Annotated in this window: 13 protein-coding genes; 7 read left to right on the top strand and 6 right to left on the bottom strand. The window is 66.4% G+C overall.

Annotation, left to right across the window (positions count from 1 at the left end; all coding sequences use genetic code 11):
• The first annotated feature begins 198 nt into the window (after positions 1-198).
• Together mutS and VGD28_RS15905 are read left to right on the top strand one after the other, a co-directional pair.
• On the top strand, positions 199-2,778 hold the full coding sequence (gene mutS, locus VGD28_RS15910; RefSeq protein ID WP_331029335.1) for a DNA mismatch repair protein MutS: 2,580 nt from the start codon (positions 199-201) through the stop codon (positions 2,776-2,778).
• Positions 2,778-2,945 carry a hypothetical protein gene (locus VGD28_RS15905; protein ID WP_331029334.1) on the top strand — a complete coding sequence of 56 codons (168 nt, stop codon included), beginning with the start codon at positions 2,778-2,780 and terminating at the stop codon, positions 2,943-2,945. Before mutS ends, VGD28_RS15905 begins: the two co-directional genes overlap by 1 nt.
• Before the next feature lie 414 nt (positions 2,946-3,359).
• On the opposite strand, the gene VGD28_RS15900 is transcribed toward VGD28_RS15905, so the two are convergent.
• The gene (locus VGD28_RS15900) at positions 3,360-3,944 is read right to left on the bottom strand and encodes an NADPH-dependent FMN reductase (RefSeq protein ID WP_331029333.1); all 585 of its coding nucleotides are present in this window, start codon (positions 3,942-3,944) and stop codon (positions 3,360-3,362) included.
• 62 nt (positions 3,945-4,006) lie between these two features.
• Between VGD28_RS15900 and VGD28_RS15895 the strand changes: the two genes are divergently transcribed.
• Positions 4,007-4,570, top strand: a complete 564-nt coding sequence (locus tag VGD28_RS15895) for a hypothetical protein (protein WP_331029332.1) — start codon at positions 4,007-4,009, stop codon at positions 4,568-4,570.
• Between the two features lie 400 nt (positions 4,571-4,970).
• Here VGD28_RS15895 and VGD28_RS15890 read toward each other — a convergent pair whose 3' ends face one another.
• The 4 genes from VGD28_RS15890 to VGD28_RS15875 form a co-directional block, all read right to left on the bottom strand.
• On the bottom strand, positions 4,971-5,483 hold the full coding sequence (locus VGD28_RS15890; RefSeq protein ID WP_331029331.1) for a hypothetical protein: 513 nt from the start codon (positions 5,481-5,483) through the stop codon (positions 4,971-4,973).
• Between the two features lie 49 nt (positions 5,484-5,532).
• On the bottom strand, positions 5,533-7,722 hold the full coding sequence (gene uvrB / locus VGD28_RS15885) for an excinuclease ABC subunit UvrB (RefSeq protein WP_331029330.1): 2,190 nt from the start codon (positions 7,720-7,722) through the stop codon (positions 5,533-5,535).
• Positions 7,723-7,806: 84 nt separating this feature from the next.
• On the bottom strand, positions 7,807-8,223 hold the full coding sequence (locus VGD28_RS15880) for a hypothetical protein (protein WP_331029329.1): 417 nt from the start codon (positions 8,221-8,223) through the stop codon (positions 7,807-7,809).
• Positions 8,216-8,917: a LysM peptidoglycan-binding domain-containing protein gene (locus tag VGD28_RS15875; RefSeq protein ID WP_331029328.1), complete on the bottom strand. Its 702-nt coding sequence runs from the start codon at positions 8,915-8,917 to the stop codon at positions 8,216-8,218. The genes VGD28_RS15880 and VGD28_RS15875 overlap by 8 nt, the downstream gene beginning before the upstream one ends.
• Positions 8,918-9,425: 508 nt before the next feature.
• Here VGD28_RS15875 and VGD28_RS15870 point away from each other — a divergent pair.
• Positions 9,426-9,992, top strand: coding sequence for a DUF3617 domain-containing protein (locus VGD28_RS15870; RefSeq protein WP_331029327.1), 567 nt, complete (start codon positions 9,426-9,428; stop codon positions 9,990-9,992).
• Between the two features lies 1 nt (position 9,993).
• Here the strand turns inward: VGD28_RS15870 and VGD28_RS15865 are convergent, their stop codons facing one another.
• Positions 9,994-10,458: a hypothetical protein gene (locus VGD28_RS15865; protein ID WP_331029326.1), complete on the bottom strand. Its 465-nt coding sequence runs from the start codon at positions 10,456-10,458 to the stop codon at positions 9,994-9,996.
• Between the two features lie 138 nt (positions 10,459-10,596).
• Here VGD28_RS15865 and VGD28_RS15860 point away from each other — a divergent pair, with 138 nt between their 5' ends.
• The 3 genes from VGD28_RS15860 to VGD28_RS15850 form a co-directional block, all read left to right on the top strand.
• Positions 10,597-12,717, top strand: coding sequence for a S9 family peptidase (locus VGD28_RS15860; protein ID WP_331029325.1), 2,121 nt, complete (start codon positions 10,597-10,599; stop codon positions 12,715-12,717).
• Between the two features lie 240 nt (positions 12,718-12,957).
• Positions 12,958-15,090: an NAD-dependent DNA ligase LigA gene (gene ligA, locus VGD28_RS15855; protein ID WP_331029324.1), complete on the top strand. Its 2,133-nt coding sequence runs from the start codon at positions 12,958-12,960 to the stop codon at positions 15,088-15,090.
• A gap of 142 nt (positions 15,091-15,232) precedes the next feature.
• Positions 15,233-17,473 (top strand): TonB-dependent receptor (locus VGD28_RS15850; RefSeq protein ID WP_331029323.1); only part of this gene is annotated, 2,241 nt, incomplete at its 3' end.

Raw genomic sequence — 17,473 nt, 5'->3', positions numbered from 1 at the left:
GGGGGGGCAGGACTCCCCACGCTTGTTTCATGTCCTCCCCCTCCGTCATGCTTCGCATGCCACCTCCCCCTGGCGGGGGAGGATTGAAACGAATATCCCCCCAAAACCACCTTCCACAATTTTACGTCGCCCCGCCTCTTGCCGCCCGCGCCTGAACCCCTATCGAGTCCCGTGATGGCCGACGCCGCCCCCACCCCGATGATGGCGCAGTACCTCGCGCTCAAGGCCGAGGCGGCCGATTGCCTGCTCTTCTATCGCATGGGCGATTTCTACGAGCTGTTCTTCGACGACGCCAAGCTCGCCAGCGGCATTCTCGACATCGCGCTTACCGCGCGCGGCGAGCATGGCGGCGAGCGCATTCCGATGTGCGGCGTCCCCGCCCACGCGATGGATGGCTATCTCGCGCGGCTGATCAAGGCGGGGCAGCGCGTCGCCATCGCCGATCAGATCGAGACGCCCGAGGAAGCGAAGAAGCGCGGCGGCTCCAAGGCGCTGGTCGCACGCGCGATCATCCGCGTCGTCACCGCGGGCACGCTGACCGAGGAATCGCTGCTCGACAGCCGCAGCGCCAACTGGTGCGCAGCGATCGGCGAGGCCGCGGGCGAGACCGCCATCGCCGCCGCCGACATCTCGACGGGCCGGTTCGAGATCCTCGAATGCGCCGCCGACGCGATCGCCGCCGCGCTCGCCCGGCTCAATGCGGCGGAGGTGATCGCCCCCGAGGGCAGCGAGACCCTCCAGGCGACCAGCTATCGCCCGCGCACCGAGTTCGACAGCAGCCGCGGCGAAGCGCGTCTCAAGCAGCTCTACGGCGTCGCCACGCTCGACGGTTTCGGCCAGCTCGGCCGCGCCGCGCTGTCCGCCGCGGGCGGGCTCGTCGCCTATCTCGAACACACCGCCAAGGGCGCTCTTCCCTTCCTGCGCCCGCCGCGCGTCACCCGCTCGGACGCGTGCATGGCGATCGACGCCGCGACGCGCGAGAGCCTCGAGCTGACCCAGAGCCAGGCCGGCACGCGCAAGGGCAGCCTGCTCGACGCGGTCGACCGCACCGTCACCGGCGCCGGCGCGCGGCTGCTCGGCGCCGATATCGCCGCGCCCCTGATGGACCGCGCGGGAATCGAGGCGCGGCTCGACCTCGTCCAGCGCTTCCACGACGAGCCAGGGCTGCGCGAGGACCTTCGCGCCTCGCTCCGCGCCCTGCCCGATATCGGCCGCGCGATCGGCCGCCTCGCCGCCGGCCGAGGCTCCCCGCGCGATCTCGGCCAGCTGCGCGACGGCCTCGACGGCGCGTGGCGGCTCGGCGAGCAGCTCGCCAAGCTTGCCGATCCCCCCGCCCTGCTCGCCGCCCTCGCGCCCGACCTGCGCGGCCATGGCGCGCTGATCGACCTGCTCCAGCGCGCGCTCGTCCCCGCCCCGCCGATCGACGCCGCCAATGGCGGCTATATCGCCGAAGGCTACGACGCCGCGCTCGACGACCTGCGCGACGCCGGCGCCGGCGGCCGCCGCGCGATCGCCGCGCTCGAGGCCGAGTTCAAGCAGCGCACCGGCATCGCCGCGCTCAAGATCAAGCATAACGGCGTGCTCGGCTATCATATCGAGGTCGCGGCCAGGCATGCCGACGAGCTGATGCGCCCCGACAGCGGCTTCACCCACCGCCAGACGCTGGCGGGCGTGGTCCGCTTCAACGCGCCCGAGCTGCACGAGATCGCGATCAAGGTGACTCAGGCCGGGGCCCACGCCCTCGCCGCCGAGGCCGCGCATCTCGAGGACCTCACCGCCGCCGCGCTCGATCGGCGCGAAGCCATCGCCGCCACCGCCGACGCGCTCGCCCGGCTCGACGTCGCGAGCGGCCTCGCCGAGCGCGCCGCCGAGGGCGGCTGGACCCGGCCCGCCCTCGTCGATCATGCCTGTTTCGAGGTCGAGGGCGGCCGCCACCCGGTGGTCGAGGCGGCCCTTGCCCGCAGCGGCGAGCGCTTCGTCGCCAATGACTGCGTCCTGTCCGAGACCGACCGGCTTTGGCTCGTCACCGGCCCCAACATGGGCGGCAAGTCGACCTTCCTGCGCCAGAACGCGCTGATCGCCGTCCTCGCCCAGGCCGGCGCCTATGTCCCCGCCGTCCGCGCGAAGCTCGGGCTCGTCGATCGCCTGTTCAGCCGCGTCGGCGCGTCGGACAATCTCGCGCGCGGCCGTTCGACCTTCATGGTCGAGATGGTCGAGACCGCCGCGATCCTGGCGCAGGCGACCCCGCGCAGCTTCGTCATCCTCGATGAGGTCGGGCGCGGCACCTCGACCTATGACGGTCTCGCCATCGCCTGGGCGGTGGTCGAGGCGATCCATGAGGACAATCGCTGCCGCTGCCTGTTCGCCACTCACTATCACGAGCTGACCCGCCTCGCCGAACGCTGCGACGCGCTGTCGCTCCACCATGTTCGCGCGCGCGAGTGGAAGGGCGATCTCGTCCTGCTCCACGAAGTCGCCGAGGGCCCGGCCGACCGCAGCTACGGCCTCGCCGTCGCCCGCCTCGCCGGGCTGCCGCCCGTCACCATCTCGCGCGCCAAGGCCGTCCTCGCCAAGCTCGAAGCGGGCCGCGAGAAGACCGGCGGGATCGCCGCGGGCCTCGACGACCTCCCCCTCTTCGCCGCCGCCGCCGAGCAGGAGGAGGAAGCCGTCGACGCCCTGCGCACCGAGCTCGCCGGGCTCGACATCGACAGCCTCACCCCGCGCGATGCGCTCGACACGCTCTACCGTCTCAAGGGGCTGATGGAGGTCGGGGCCTGATGCGCGAATCCGGCTTCGTCGGGCTGCTGCAGATCATCTTCGATTGCGTGCGCGACGCATTCGGCCTGCGCCGCGCCTGGACGGTGATGGCCGTGATCGCGCTGATCCTTTCCGCGCCCTTCCTGCTGTTCGCGCTGCTCGTCTATCTGATCTCGCTGATTTTCTAGCACGGACCGACAATTATCCTCCCCCGCCAGGGGGAGGTGGCGCGCGCAGCGCGACGGAGGGGGAGGACACAAGCCGCCAACGGTCTGGATCCGCCCCCTCCGTCAGCTTCGGCTGCTACCTCCCCCTGGCGGGGGAGGATTGAACACTAAATGTCGATCCGCCCTTTAGCGCCACGCACTGAATCGCCCTTTGGCGACATGTCCACCGGCGCAGAGGGCCGTACCGCCGCAAGCGGTGGACGTCCCGTTCTCCTCCTCCCTTTCCTCACCAGAACGGCGAATCCACCAAAAAGGGGAAAGCCAAACATCGTCACCTACCTTTTCCACCTTTACTCGCGGCTTGCATAGGATCGACGGCACCGGGATCCGCTGTTTTCGGCGCTTGAATTCGAGTTCCACGTGAAACCTATTTGGTTATAAACCTGAAGCCGAACGTCGCGCTTTTGCGGCCTCGATCCACCACAGGAACTCGTCGGCGAAGCACCCGAAGCCGCGCTCCAGCGCCGCGCCGCCCTCGCCCTGCGGCACATCGTCGGCGTCGAGCGTCTGGCCGATCTGGGCGACGGTGATCGTCGCGGGCACCACCGCCATGCCCATCTCGGTCAGCGTAGGGTGCCACATCGAATTGCTCCGCGCCCCCGCCAGCCGCCCGCCCGAATAGCTCACGATCGCCGCCGGCCGCCGCGCCCATTCGGCCAGGAAATGGTCGGTCAGGTTCTTGAGGCCCGGCTGCATCCCCCAATTATATTCCCCCGCGACGAACAGGAATCCGTCGGCCTTGCGTAACTTCTCCGCCAATTCCTCCATCACCGCCGGCGCCTCGCCCGGGGCGTAATCCATGTAGCGCTTGTCGAGCATCGGCAGCCCCACCGCCTTGGCGTCGATCAGCTCGACGTCGCAACCGCGCTCGTTCATCCGCGCGCTCATCCAGCGCGCCAGCCGGATCCCCATCCGCGCCTCGCGATAGGATCCGTAGAAGGTGAGGATTCGATGAGACATTCAGGGGCCTTTCGCTCGACTTCGCGTTTGCAGCATGGATAAAGGGCCGCGGGGGAAAAGCCATGTCGCAATTCGAGTTCATCTTCGCGCTGTTCGGCCTGCTGCTCGGCCTGTCGATCGTCGAGGTGCTGGGCGGCCTTGCCCGCGCGATCGAGGCACGGCTGCGTCCGGGCGCGACCTTGCGCATCGGCTGGCTCACCCCGCTGCTCGGCATCTTCGTGCTGCTCGACCTGCTCTCCTTCTGGCAGGCCGCCTGGGTGACGCGCGAGGTGATCGCGGTATCGGGGCATTCGCTGATGGCAGTGACGGTCTTCGCCAGCGCCTATTATCTCGCCGCGCACCTCGTCTTCCCGCGCGAGCCGGCGGAGCATGGCGAGCTCGACAGCCACTATTTCCGCGTCCGCCGGATCGTGCTGGGGGCGATGCTGGCGCTGCTCGCGTGCCAGATCGCCTATTATGCGAGCGTGCCGCAGCTCGCCGCGGCGCTGGGCAATCCGCTCGCGCTCGTGCTGACCGCCGTCCTTGGCGCGCTGATGATCGCCGCGATGCTCGTCCGCGGCCGCCGCGCGAGCACCATCGTCATGGGCCTGCTCGTCGCGCGCTATCTCATCGTCTATCTGCTGTGAAATCGCTGCGCCCAAAATGAAAGAGGCCACCGGGGCCATCCCTGGCACCCGGTGACCTCCGACATGGTCAGCGGCCGGAAGCTCCAGCCCGGGAGACCATGCGGGCCGCTTGTCCGCTGCTGGCGCCGTTGATTGGGGGAGGATACCCCCCGTGCGCCGTGCCGGTGGAGGGCTTCCACCGGGTGCAGTCAGAACTTAGCGGCGCGTCTCCCGAACGAACTGAACCGACCCCATTGCTGAACCATGAGACATCGGATCACCTCCTTTCGCTTGTTAAGACGTCGTACCCGGCCCGGGCACATCGCGACTTTGAATCATCCGGAATCGCAGAACAAGTCTTGTTTTGCATCGTGAAATCGGCGATTCATGGAGGTCTGGGCGTAGCGGATCGGATCGCGCCTCAGCCCCTGCAATCCTCAGCGACGCGCAGCACCTCGGCCCAGGCCGGCACGACCAGCGGCGGGCCGCCCGGCCGTTCGACGATGAAGCGGCCGCGGCTATAGCCCATTGCGTCGATCAACGGGTCATTGGCCGGCAGCGCCGCCCGCCCGGATACGATCGGCAGGACCCGAGTCGCGCTGCTCGTGCGGATCGTGAACGAGCCGGACGGGACGCCACCCAAGGCAATCAGGAACTGGCGCGCCTCGCGCTGGCACTGCAGAACGAGCGCGCCGCCTCCGTCGGTTCCGCCGTAGATGGCGAGCGAGCCACGCGCATCCGGACGGTAGCTCCAATTACCCGGCGTCAGCGGCCAGTCGCGCCAGTCGCTGCTCGCCGCGGGCGGCGGCGCAGGAGCGGGCGCGGGGGCGGGGGCAGGAACCGGCGGCGCCGGAGCGGGCCGCGGCGGAGGCGCCGAGGGCGCCACACAACCAGCAAGAACGGCGAGCGAAGCGAACGCAAGGACTACACGCATGCCCAGCCTTATGGGCGAAGGAATCCGCCGGCTCAACCGCCGCGGCGCTTCAACGCCGTCCCCCGCCCCACTTGCGCTGCACCTTGCCGAAGCGGGTCTTGCGCGTGCCCGGCTTGCCCTCGTTGCTGCGGCCCATCACCGGCGCGCGGCGCTCGTCGTGGGGCAGGCCCAGCTCCTCGGCCTCGAGGCTGCGGATCTCGTCGCGCAGCCGGCCGGCCTCCTCGAACTCGAGGTTCGCGGCGGCATCGCGCATCTTCTTCTCGAGCTCCTCGATATAGGCGCGCAGATTGTGGCCAACCATGTGCGCGGGGCCATCGTCGATCTCGACGGTCACCTGATCCTTCGACGCGACATGCGCGATGATGTCGCCAATGTTCTTCTTGACCGTCGCGGGGGTGATGCCGTGCTCGGCATTATACGCCTGCTGCTTCTCGCGGCGGCGGCTGGTCTCGTTGAGCGCGCGCTCCATGCTCCCGGTGATGCGGTCGGCATAGAGGATCACCCGCCCCTCCACGTTGCGCGCGGCGCGGCCGATCGTCTGGATCAGCGAGGTCTCGGAGCGCAGGAACCCCTCCTTGTCCGCGTCGAGGATCGCGACCAGCCCGCACTCCGGAATATCCAAGCCTTCGCGAAGCAAGTTGATGCCGATCAGCACGTCGTATACGCCGAGCCGCAGGTCGCGGATCAGCTCGATACGCTCCAGCGTCTCGACGTCCGAATGCATGTAGCGCACCTTGATTCCCGCCTCGTGCATGTACTCCGTCAGGTCCTCGGCCATGCGCTTGGTCAGCGTGGTGACGAGGGTGCGGTAGCCCATCTCGCTGGTCTTGCGGCACTCGACGATCAGATCCTGGACCTGCTCCTCGACCGGCTTGATCTCGACCGGCGGGTCGATCAGGCCGGTGGGGCGGATCACCTGCTCGCTGAACACGCCGCCGGTCTGGTCCATTTCCCATCCGCCCGGCGTCGCCGAGACGCACACCGTCTGCGGCCGCATCGCGTCCCATTCGTTGAAGCGCAGCGGACGGTTGTCGATGCAGCTCGGCAGGCGGAAGCCATATTCGGCCAGCGTGATCTTGCGCCGGTGGTCGCCGCGCGCCATCGCACCGATCTGCGGCACCGTCTGGTGGCTCTCGTCGACGAACAGCAGCGCATTCTCGGGCAGATACTCGAACAGCGTCGGAGGCGGCTCGCCGGGCAGACGGCCCGTGAGGAAGCGGCTGTAATTCTCGATCCCCGCGCAGCTGCCGGTCGCCGCGATCATCTCCAGGTCGAAATGCGTGCGCTGCTCCAGCCGCTGCGCCTCGAGCAGCTTGCCTTCGGCGTGCAGCTCCTTCAACCGCTCGGCGAGCTCGTGCTTGATCGCCTCCATCGCCTGCTTGAGCGTCGGCCCGGGGGTCACGTGGTGCGAGTTGGCGTAGACGCGGATATAGTCGAGGCTCGCGACCTTGGCCCCGGTCAGCGGATCGAACTCGGTGATCTCCTCGATATCGTCGCCGAAGAAGCTGATCCGCCAGGCAGTGTCCTCATAGTGCGACGGGAAGATCTCGAGGCTGTCGCCGCGCACCCGGAAGTTGCCGCGCGCGAAGGCGGCGTCGTTGCGCTTGTACTGAAGCGCGACGAGCTTGCGGATGATCTCGCGCTGGTCGGCGACCTGCCCCTTCTTCAAGTCGAAGATCATCGCCGAATAGGTCTCGACCGAGCCGATGCCGTAGAGGCACGAGACCGAGGCGACGATGATCACGTCGTCGCGCTCGAGCAGCGCACGCGTCGCCGAGTGGCGCATCCGGTCGATCGCCTCGTTCACCGAGCTTTCCTTCTCGATGTAGGTGTCCGACCGCGGCACATAGGCCTCGGGCTGGTAATAGTCGTAATAGCTGACGAAATACTCAACCGCGTTCTCGGGGAAGAACGACTTGAACTCGCCATAGAGCTGAGCGGCGAGGATCTTGTTGGGGGCGAGGATCAGCGCTGGGCGCTGAAGATTGTGGATCACGCTCGCCATGGTGAAGGTCTTGCCCGACCCGGTGACGCCGAGCAGCACCTGGTCGCGCTCCCCCGCCAGCGCCGCCTCGGTCAGCTCCGCGATGGCGGTCGGCTGATCGCCTGAGGGGGTATATTCGCTGACCAGCTTGAACGCCCTACCGCCCTCGCTCTTCTCCGGGCGATTGGGACGGTGGGGCACGAAACCGGGGCCGGTCTCAGGCTCGGCAAGGCTGGTGCGGATCTGAATCGACATGACGCGAATATGGGGCCTTCAGATGGGGGCGCAATCCGGTTTGGTTGACAGTTCGATTGACGAAGTTGACGCTTTTGAGGGGTGTCAGGACTTCAGCTCGAACGCTCCCTCCCTCATCGACGGATAGACCACCTGCTTGTCACCAAAGCGAGCTCGCAACGCTGCACGACGGCGTTCGCGGTCGGGCTTGGTCACATCGACCTCCTCGGGATATTTAAACGTCACCTCGAATTTCCCGGCTGCGATGGAGTATTCCATCACCGACCAACGCTTGCTCTCGTCGTCCCCGGCGTACCAGATGTCGAAGAGGATATCCGTCAGCCCGTTACCGCTGAGATCATAATAGCGAACAAGGGATCCTTCATCTTTGAAGATACTCGGTCCAACCCACCCCTCGCCGATTTCAACGTATAAAAAGACGCCTTCCGGATTGCCGCCGACAATCTTGGCGAGTTCGTTCCCAAGCTCGTTCAAGAATCGCCCCATGGCGTCATTATTCACGAGGCTTGCCCTTCGGTTCGTTGGGGAATCGTCGAATTTGCTTTTCGCCGTCGACTTCCCAGGTCACGGTTATGCTGCCTGGTCGCCTTGACGTGCCAATATAGTGAGGCTCCATCGTCACGAACACCTTGCGTCCGGTCCGCAAATCCTCAGCCCAGCTATCTTCCATGCGACGATAGGCGCCGCGATTGAAATTGGTGTCCTGTGCAAAATGATTGAAGGCGTCGCGAGGAGCCTTGAAGCGAATGCCGATATAATGGCCACCTTCATCGCTGAGCCGGCGATCGGGTCGCCCTGCGGGCCTGATTTCTCCGCGATCGGGTGCCCATCCCCACGACAATACACCGAAAATCTTACGTGGGCGCTCGAGCGTATCGATCCAATAGTCATAGCTGCCCCGCGTTTCCCGTCGCCAGTTCGCATCGAGAATCTGGCTTTGCAGCGAAGGCGGGTTCGCCGGATCTGGGGGCAATCGCCCGCCATGCGTCCGCATATAGTAATCGAGCGCGAGGACCTTGTTCTTGGCCTCACGCCCCGCATCCAGGAATCGCTGATGCGGCAGCTTGATCTGCTGCCCGATCCGGAGGGGTTGCTTCGGATCAAGCCCATTCAGCCAAACAAGATCGGATACCCGCAACCCCTTTCGCTGCGCAGCGATGCGGGTAAGCGTGTCTCCAGCCCGCACGGTATGCACCGAGTGATTTGTCGGGTTTCGTGGATCATGTTCGTCGAACGCCTGCCAACTGGTAGCCCGCCTTCCCCACGAACCGCTTGCGCCTCCCCGCCGAAGCGATCAGATGACGCCGACGCCCGCCACTCGCGCGGAAAATAGTTTCCCTGCCCGACAAAGGTGAACCGCCCGTCCTCCCGGTCGTGCCAGGGTTGAACTTCACCTCAATCGGTGAGTCTTCCATCCTTCGCCCGGTTCGCAACCAGATGCTGAATGCCGGCACCGGCACAGATTGTCTCTGCAAATTCGTCATGCCCCGCTCCCGCGAAACGGGTAGCGGAACATTTAGAACAAATCAAGAACATTTTACTTCTGAAGCATTGCGTAGTCGATGCTGTGAGTAATTCCGGAGAAATGCCCCCTGGAATATGTCTAAAATACGACAAATTCCGCCACATTCTTGACAAACTTTGTTCCGCATGCGTTATGCGCAACGGGCCATGCCCCAAGCGTAACGAAGCAGGAGCCATTTATGTCCCGTCTTACCCCGCTGATGTTGCTTTGCCCCCTCGCCCTCGCCGCCTGCGGTGGCGGCGGCTCGACCGTGAAGGGCGAGAATGCCTCGATCGACGAGGTCGCCAAGGCCACGAAAGATGCCGTGAAGATGCAGCCCGGCCAGTGGCAGACCCAGGTCAAGTTCCTCTCGGTCGATATGCCCGGCCTGCCCAAGGCGCAGGCCGACATGATGGCTCAGCAGATGGGCAAGGCGGCCGAGACCACCGTCGAGACCTGCGTCACGCCGGAGATGGTCGACAAGCCGCCCAGCGAGATGTTCGGCGGCAAGGCGGGCGGCGGCTGCGTGTACGACAAGTACGAGCTGGCGGACGGCAAGCTCAATGCGGTGATGACCTGCAAGCCGCAGGGCGCCGGCGGCGAGGTGAAGGCGACTACCACCGGCACGATCGGCAGCACCGCATACGAGCTGACCAGCGACACCGCGATGTCGGGCGCGCCGGGGATGCCGGGCGGCAAGATGACGATGAAGACTCAGGTCACCGGCAAGCGCGTGGGCGAATGCACCGGCCAGGCCAAGGGCTGATCTAGTCCATCGGGCGATAGGCGACCCGCCACATCGCCAGGGCGATCCCGGCCGCGGCCAGCGCGATCAGCGCGCTGGTCGCGGTTGCGCTCAGCCAGCGGAACAGCGTGGTGCGCCCGTCCGCGGAAGGCACGTCGAGCAGGCCGAAGCCGTGGGTCTGCCCGGCGACGAAGACGACCAGCGCGAGCAACGCACCGAGCGCGGCGGCGTGCCAGGGCGTCCGCCAGCCCATCACATGGAATCCAAGCCATAGCGGCGCAGCGACGGCGGCGATGCCGAGCGTCACGAACAAGGCGCCGAGTGCCCAAGCAGCGAGCAGCGCGGCTGCGTCGGCCTGTCCGCCGGCGAGCACCAACAGCAGCACCAGCACGCCGCCCAGCGCGCCGCCTATGGCGAGTGCGAACCCGGCGCGGTCCAGCGTCGTTTCATAGCGGCGCGGCGGCGCACGCAAGCGATCTTCGTCCACGGATCCCCTCCCCGGCGGCGCGCTGCATATCACTGGCACGGGTTGCCGCTCAAGCGGAACGGATCGTGACGGACGTAACCGCTTGCGCAGTGTATCAGCTTTGCGCCACACCTCCCGCCACTTGATAGGGAGAATCACATGTCCCGCTGGCTCCGCCGCGCGCTCGTCATCAGCCTCGCCACAACCACCGCTCCAGCGCTTGCGCAGGACGCTCCCCGGCCTCCTGTCGCCGCCAAGAAGCCGCATCAGGTGAAGGCTCCGTTCGGCGCCACCCGCGAGGACGAATATTACTGGCTGCGCGACGACACGCGGAAGAACCCGGAGATGCTGGCCTATCTCAAGGCCGAGAATGCCTATGCCGATGCGGTGATGGCGCCGACCAAGCCGGTGCAGGAGGCGCTCTACAAGGAGATCGTCGGCCGCATCAAACAGGATGACAGCACCGTCCCCTATCTCGACAACGGCTATTGGTACTACACCCGGTTCGAGACCGGCGGGAACTATCCGATCGTCGCGCGCAGGAAAGGTTCGATGGACGCGGCGGAGGAGATCATCCTCGACCAGCCCGAAATGGCGAAGGGTGCCAACTTCTTCTCGATCGGCGGGCGCCAGGTCAGCCCCGACAACCGCCTGCTCGCCTATGCCGAGGACAAGGTCGGCCGCCGCCAATATGTGCTCAAGGTCAAGGACCTGACCACCGGCCAGACGCTGGCCGACGAGATCCCCAACGCGCAGCCGGGCTTCGCCTGGGCAGGCGACAACAAGACGATCTTCTATATCGAGAAGGACCCCGTCACCCTGCTCGGCAAGCGGGTGAAGGCGCATGTGCTGGGCACGCCGGCGAGCCAGGACCGGCTGGTTTATGAGGAGAAGGACGACACCTTCTCGCTCGGCATCGGCACGACCAGCTCAGAGAAGTTCATCTGCATCTTCAGCAGCAAGACGGTGAGCGACGAGCAGCGCTGCGCCCCGGCCGACAACCCCGCGACCTTCACCGTCCTCGCTCCGCGCGAGCGCGACTTCCTCTACAGCGCCGATCATGTCGGCGACCGCTGGGTGATCCGCACCAACTGGCAGGCGCCGAACTATCGCCTGATGACCGTGCCCGACAGCGCGACCGGCGCGGGCAAGGCGGCGTGGAAGAACGTGGTTCCGCATAGCGCGGACACCTTCATCGAGGGGTTCCAGCCCTTCGACAGCTACCTCGCGATCGAGGAGCGCTCGGGCGGCAACAAGCGGCTGCGGCTGCTCGGCAATGACGGTAAGTCGAGTTTCGTCGAGGCGGACGAACCGGCCTACAGCATGGGACTCAGCACCAATGCCGAGACCGCGACCGACTGGGTCCGCTACACCTACAACTCGCTGACCACGCCCTCGACGGTGATCGAGGCGAACATGAAGACCGGTGAGCGCAAGACGCTCAAGGTTACGCCCGTTCCCGGCTACGACAAGTCGAAATATGTCACCGAGCGCGTCTGGGCGACCGCGCGCGACGGCACGAAGATTCCGGTCAGCCTGGTCTATGCCAAGGGGTTCCGGAAGGACGGCAGCGCCGCGCTGTTCCAGTACGCCTATGGCAGCTACGGCTATTCGACCGATCCGGGCTTCTCGCCGATGCTCCCCAGCCTGCTCGACCGCGGCATGGTCTATGCCATCGCGCATATCCGTGGCGGGCAGGAAATGGGCCGCAAATGGTATGACGACGGGCGGATGTTCAACAAGAAGAACAGCTTCACCGACTTCATCGACGTCACCGAATATCTGGTGAAGGCGGGTTACGCGAAGAAGGGCCGCGTCGCCGCGATGGGCGGCAGTGCGGGCGGGCTGCTGATGGGCGGGGTCACCAACATGGCGCCGCAGGACTATGGCGCGATCATCAGCCTCGTTCCCTTTGTCGATGTCGTGACGACGATGCTCGACCCGACCATCCCGCTCACCACCGGCGAATATGACGAATGGGGCAATCCGGAGAACAAGGCGGGCTACGACTATATGCTCAGCTACTCGCCCTATGATCAGCTGAAGGCCAGGGCCTACCCGGCGATCTTCGTCGGCACCGGGCTGTGGGACAGCCAGGTGCAATATTACGAGCCGGCCAAATATGTCGCGCGGCTGCGCACGCTCAAGACCGACACCAACCCGTTGCTGTTCCGCGTCAACATGGAGGCGGGGCATGGCGGCAAGTCGGGTCGCTTCGAACGGTTCCGCGAACAGGCCGAATATCTCGCCTTCGCGCTCGATCAGTTAGAGGTGAAGTGAGCTTAAGTCCCTGCATACCGACGGGCAGGCCGCTACAATCCTCCCCCGCCAGGGGGAGGTGGCAGGCGCAGCCTGACGGAGGGGGCGGAAGCACGACGGACGAGAGGGCGAAGCCGCCCTCCCCCCTCCGTCGCCTTCGGCGCTACCTCCCCCTGGCAAGGGAGGATTGTAGAATGTCGCTGCCTCCTCCCCTGAGGGGAGGGGCTTCAAAGCAGGCCGCAACCGGGCTAGCGGGGAGCCATGGAAAAGCTACCCGCCACCGATATCGACGCCGCAGCCGAACTCGAAACGCTGGCGAGCGAGATCGCGCGCCACAACCGGCTCTATCACACCGATGACGCGCCCGAAATCAGCGACGCGGAATATGACGCGCTGATGCGGCGCAATGCGGCGATCGAGGCGGCCTTTCCCCACCTGATCCGCGACGATTCCCCGGCAAAGCTGGTCGGCGCCGCGCCCGCGGGACACCTCGCCAAGGTGCGGCATGCGCAGGCGATGATGAGCCTCGACAACGCCTTCTCCGACGAGGAGGTGGTCGAGTTCGTGCTGCGCGTGCGGCGCTTCCTCAAGCTCGGCGAGGACGACCGTGTCGCGCTCACCGCCGAGCCCAAGATCGACGGCCTGTCCTGCTCGCTGCGCTACGAGAACCGCAAGCTCGTGCTCGCCGCCACCCGCGGCGACGGGCAGGTCGGCGAGAATGTCACGCCCAATGCGCTGACCATCTCCGACATCCCCACCGAACTCCCCGCCGACGCCCCCGACGTGTTCGAGGTGCGCGGCGAGGTCTATATGGCGAAGGACGACTTCTTCGCGCTCAACGCCCGGCTCGCGGCCGAAGCCGAGGAGAGCGGCAAGGAAGCGCGCCAGTTCGCCAACCCGCGCAACGCCGCCGCCGGATCGCTGCGCCAGAAGGATGCCACAGTCACCCAATCCCGCCCCCTGCGCTTCCTGGCGCACGGCTGGGGCGAGGTCAGCGCGCTGCCGGGCGACACGCAGTTCGCGGTGATGAAGGCGATCGAGCGCTGGGGCTTCCCACTCCACCCGCTGTTCATCGATTGCGTGCAGGTCGAGTCCGCGCTGGCTCAGTATCGCAAGATCGAGAAGCTGCGCGCGGACCTGCCGTTCGACATCGATGGGGTCGTCTACAAGGTCGACCGGCTCGACTGGCAGGCCCGCCTCGGCAGCGTCGGGCGCGCGCCGCGCTGGGCGATCGCGCACAAATTCCCCGCCGAGCGCGCCGAGACCACGCTTAACGCGATCGACATCCAGGTCGGCCGCACCGGCAAGCTCACTCCGGTCGCCCGGCTCGAGCCGGTGACGGTCGGCGGCGTCACCGTGACCAACGCGACGCTGCACAATGCCGACGAGATCGAGCGGCTCGGCGTGCATCCTGGCGACCGCGTGCTGCTCCAGCGCGCCGGCGACGTGATCCCGCAGATCGTCGAGAATCTCACGCGCGACGAAACCCGCGAACCCTGGCCGTTCCCGACCCGCTGCCCGATCTGCCAGTCCGAGGCCACGCGCGAGGAAGGCGAGGTCGACTATCGCTGCACCGGCGGACTGATCTGCCCCGCCCAGCGCCAGGAGCGCCTCCGCCACTTCGTCAGCCGCGGCGCGCTCGATATCGAAGGGCTGGGCGAGAAGACCATCGCCGAATTCCTCGAGCTCGGCTGGATCGCAGAACCCGCCGACATCTTCCGCCTAGCCGCGCACCGCGACGAGCTGCTCGGCCGCGAGGGGTGGAAGGACAAGTCGGTCGACAATCTGCTCGCCGCGATCGAGGCCAAGCGCGCGCCTGACGCCGCACGCCTCCTGTTCGGCCTCGGCATCCGCCATATCGGCAGTATCACCGCGCGCGACCTGTTGAAGCGCCTCGCCACTCTCCCCGCGCTCGCTGCACTTGCGGACGAGCTGATCGCGTTGCGCGAAAGCATCATCCCCGCGATCGGCGAGACCGACGCCAAATTCCGCACCCGGCGCGACAAGGCGATCGCCGAGCATATCGGGATCGAGAATGTCGGCGCCGCCGTCGGCCATGCGCTCGCCGACTTCTTCCACGAACCGCACAACCGCGACGTATGGAATGACCTGCTGGCGGAAGTGACGCCCCCGCCCTTCGTCGTCGAGTCCCGCGCGTCGGAAGTGACTGGAAAGACGATCGTCTTCACCGGCAGCCTCGAGACGCTGAGCCGCGACGAGGCGAAGGCGCAGGCGGAGTCGCTCGGTGCCCGAGTCGCGGGATCGGTGTCGGCAAAAACCGATCTGGTGGTCGCCGGACCTGGCGCCGGATCGAAGCTCAAAAAGGCGGCCGACCTTGGAATCCGGGTGATCGACGAGGCGCAATGGGCGGAAATCGTGGCTTCTGCGGGCTAGGCCGGGGTGATGCTTTTTTGCAACGCACAACGGGCTTGAATCAATTGTAACAATCCCGCAAAGAATCCTCCCCATGGGGCGGCGCAAGACGGTGAAATCACCGCAGCGCAGGCTTTCAAAAGCCGATCCTAAGGGGACACTAATGCGAAATCATCTGTTCATCGGTGCGGCCGTTGCCGCGCTCGCGATTCCGGCTGCAGCAAGCGCGCAGCAGATCACTTCGGGCATCGTCGGCACCGTCACCGATGAGAATGGTGCGCCGCTCGCCGGCGCCACCGTGACGGTCACCGACACGCGCACCGGCGCCGAGCGCACGCTGACCACCGGCTCGGCCGGCACCTTCAGCGCCCCCGGCCTGGTCACCGGCGGCCCCTACACCGTCGTGGCGACTGCCGACGGCTATGAGGGCCAGACCGTCAACGACATCAACACGACGCTTGCGGGCAACACCAGCCTGACCTTCGCGCTCGCCTCGGGCGGCGGCGAGATCGTCGTCACCGGCAGCCGCGTGCGCGCGACCACCCTCGCCGTCGGCCCGGGCACCTCGTTCGGCGCCGAAATCCTTGCCGCCGCCCCCAGCTTCAACCGCGACGTGCGCGACGTGATCCGCATCGACCCGCGCGTCAGCCTCGACCGCGACGATGGCGGCTCGGGCCAGGACCGCATCTCGTGCCTTGGCGGCAACGATCGCGGCAACACCTTCACCGTCGACGGCATCCCGCAGAGCGACATTTACGGCCTCAACGACACCGGCTTCTCGTCGCGCAGCTCGACCCCGCTGCCTTATGATGCGATCCGCGAGACGCAGGTGCAGTTCGCGCCGTTCGACGTCGACTATGGCCAGTTCACCGGCTGCGCGATCAACGTGATCACCAAGTCGGGCACCAACGACTACAAGCTCAGCGCCTTCTACGAATATTCGGACGACGATCTGCGCGGCAACGAAGCGGGCGGCCGCGCGGCCGCGCCGGTTCAGCCCGAGAAGCGCTGGGGCGTCGCGCTCGGCGGCCCGATCATCAAGGATCGCCTGTTCATCTACGGCGCCTATGAGCATCACGAGGCCGGCCAGTCGCAGGACGACGGCCCGACCGGTGCCGGCTATGCCAACCCGCAGAACGGCATCAGCCTGACGCAGTTCAACGAGATCCGGAACATCCTGAACACCACTTACGGCGTGGATACGGGCGATCTGGTCTACAACCGCGAATATGTGAACGACCGCTATTTCGTCCGCGCCGACCTGCAGATCAACGATCGGCACCGTCTCGAGGCGACCTATCAGCGGCTCGAGGAATCGACCGTCCGTCCGGATGACCTGTTCACCGGCAGCTCGCCCCAGGCGATCGGCGCGAACACCTATTACAAGAGCGGCACCGTCTCCGACTATTATTCGGGCCGCCTCTACTCGCAGTGGACCGACCAGTTCTCCACCGAGCTGCGCTATTCGCGTTCGGAGATCCAGGATCTGCAGGATCCGGTCGGCGGCGGCGAAGCGCAGTCGGGCAGCCCGATCCCGCGCTTCATCGTCGGCATCGACAACGCCACCGGCCCCGATGGCGCGGTTCTCGCCGGCCCGGGCAACTCGCGCTCGGCAAACGACCTGCGCACCACGGTGGAGCAGTATCGCGCGGTCGCCAAGCTCTCGGCGGGCAACCACAATTTCAAGCTCGGCTTCGAGATGAACAAGGCCGACCTGTTCAACCTGTTCGTGCAGAACGCGACGGGCACACTGGTCTTCCGCAACGTCGCCGATCTGCGCGCCGGCCTGCTCTCGCAGGGCGTCGCCAATGCCCCGCTGTGCAACGCCGCGACGACGACCACCACGCCGGTCAACATCATCAACGGCTGCACCTACGGCGCGTTCGGCAACTTCTCCTCGACCGGTGACGTGACCAGCGCCGCGGCGAAGTTCGACCGCACCATCTACTCGGTCTATCTGCAGGACGAATGGCGCGCGACCGACCAGCTCAAGGTCACCGCCGGCGCCCGCATCGACTGGTATGACGGCGGCGCGCCGCGTCATAACCCGGTGTTCGCGCAACGCTACGGCTTCAGCAACGGCAACGGCTTCAGCAAGCTCGAGCCGCTGGTGCTCCCGCGCGTCGGCTTCACCTATGACTTCAACAATGAGGGGCTGTTCAGCCGCTCGCAGCTGGTCGGCGGCGTCGGCATCTTCTCCGGCGGCGATCCGCTGGTGTGGTTCGGCAATGCCTTCCAGAATGACGGCCGTGGCTTCGCGACCGGCAACAACACCGCCGCAGGCTGCCCCGCGGGCCAGATCTCGGTCCTCTCCGGCGGCCGCTTCACCGGCGTGCCGACCTGCATTCGTCAGAACGCGATCGACACCGCCGCGGCCGGCCGCGGCTGCACCCAGTCGATCGAT

Source organism: Sphingomonas sp. (assembly GCF_036402235.1).
GTDB lineage: Bacteria > Pseudomonadota > Alphaproteobacteria > Sphingomonadales > Sphingomonadaceae > Sphingomonas.
This window is presented reverse-complemented; position numbering and strand designations above follow the sequence as displayed.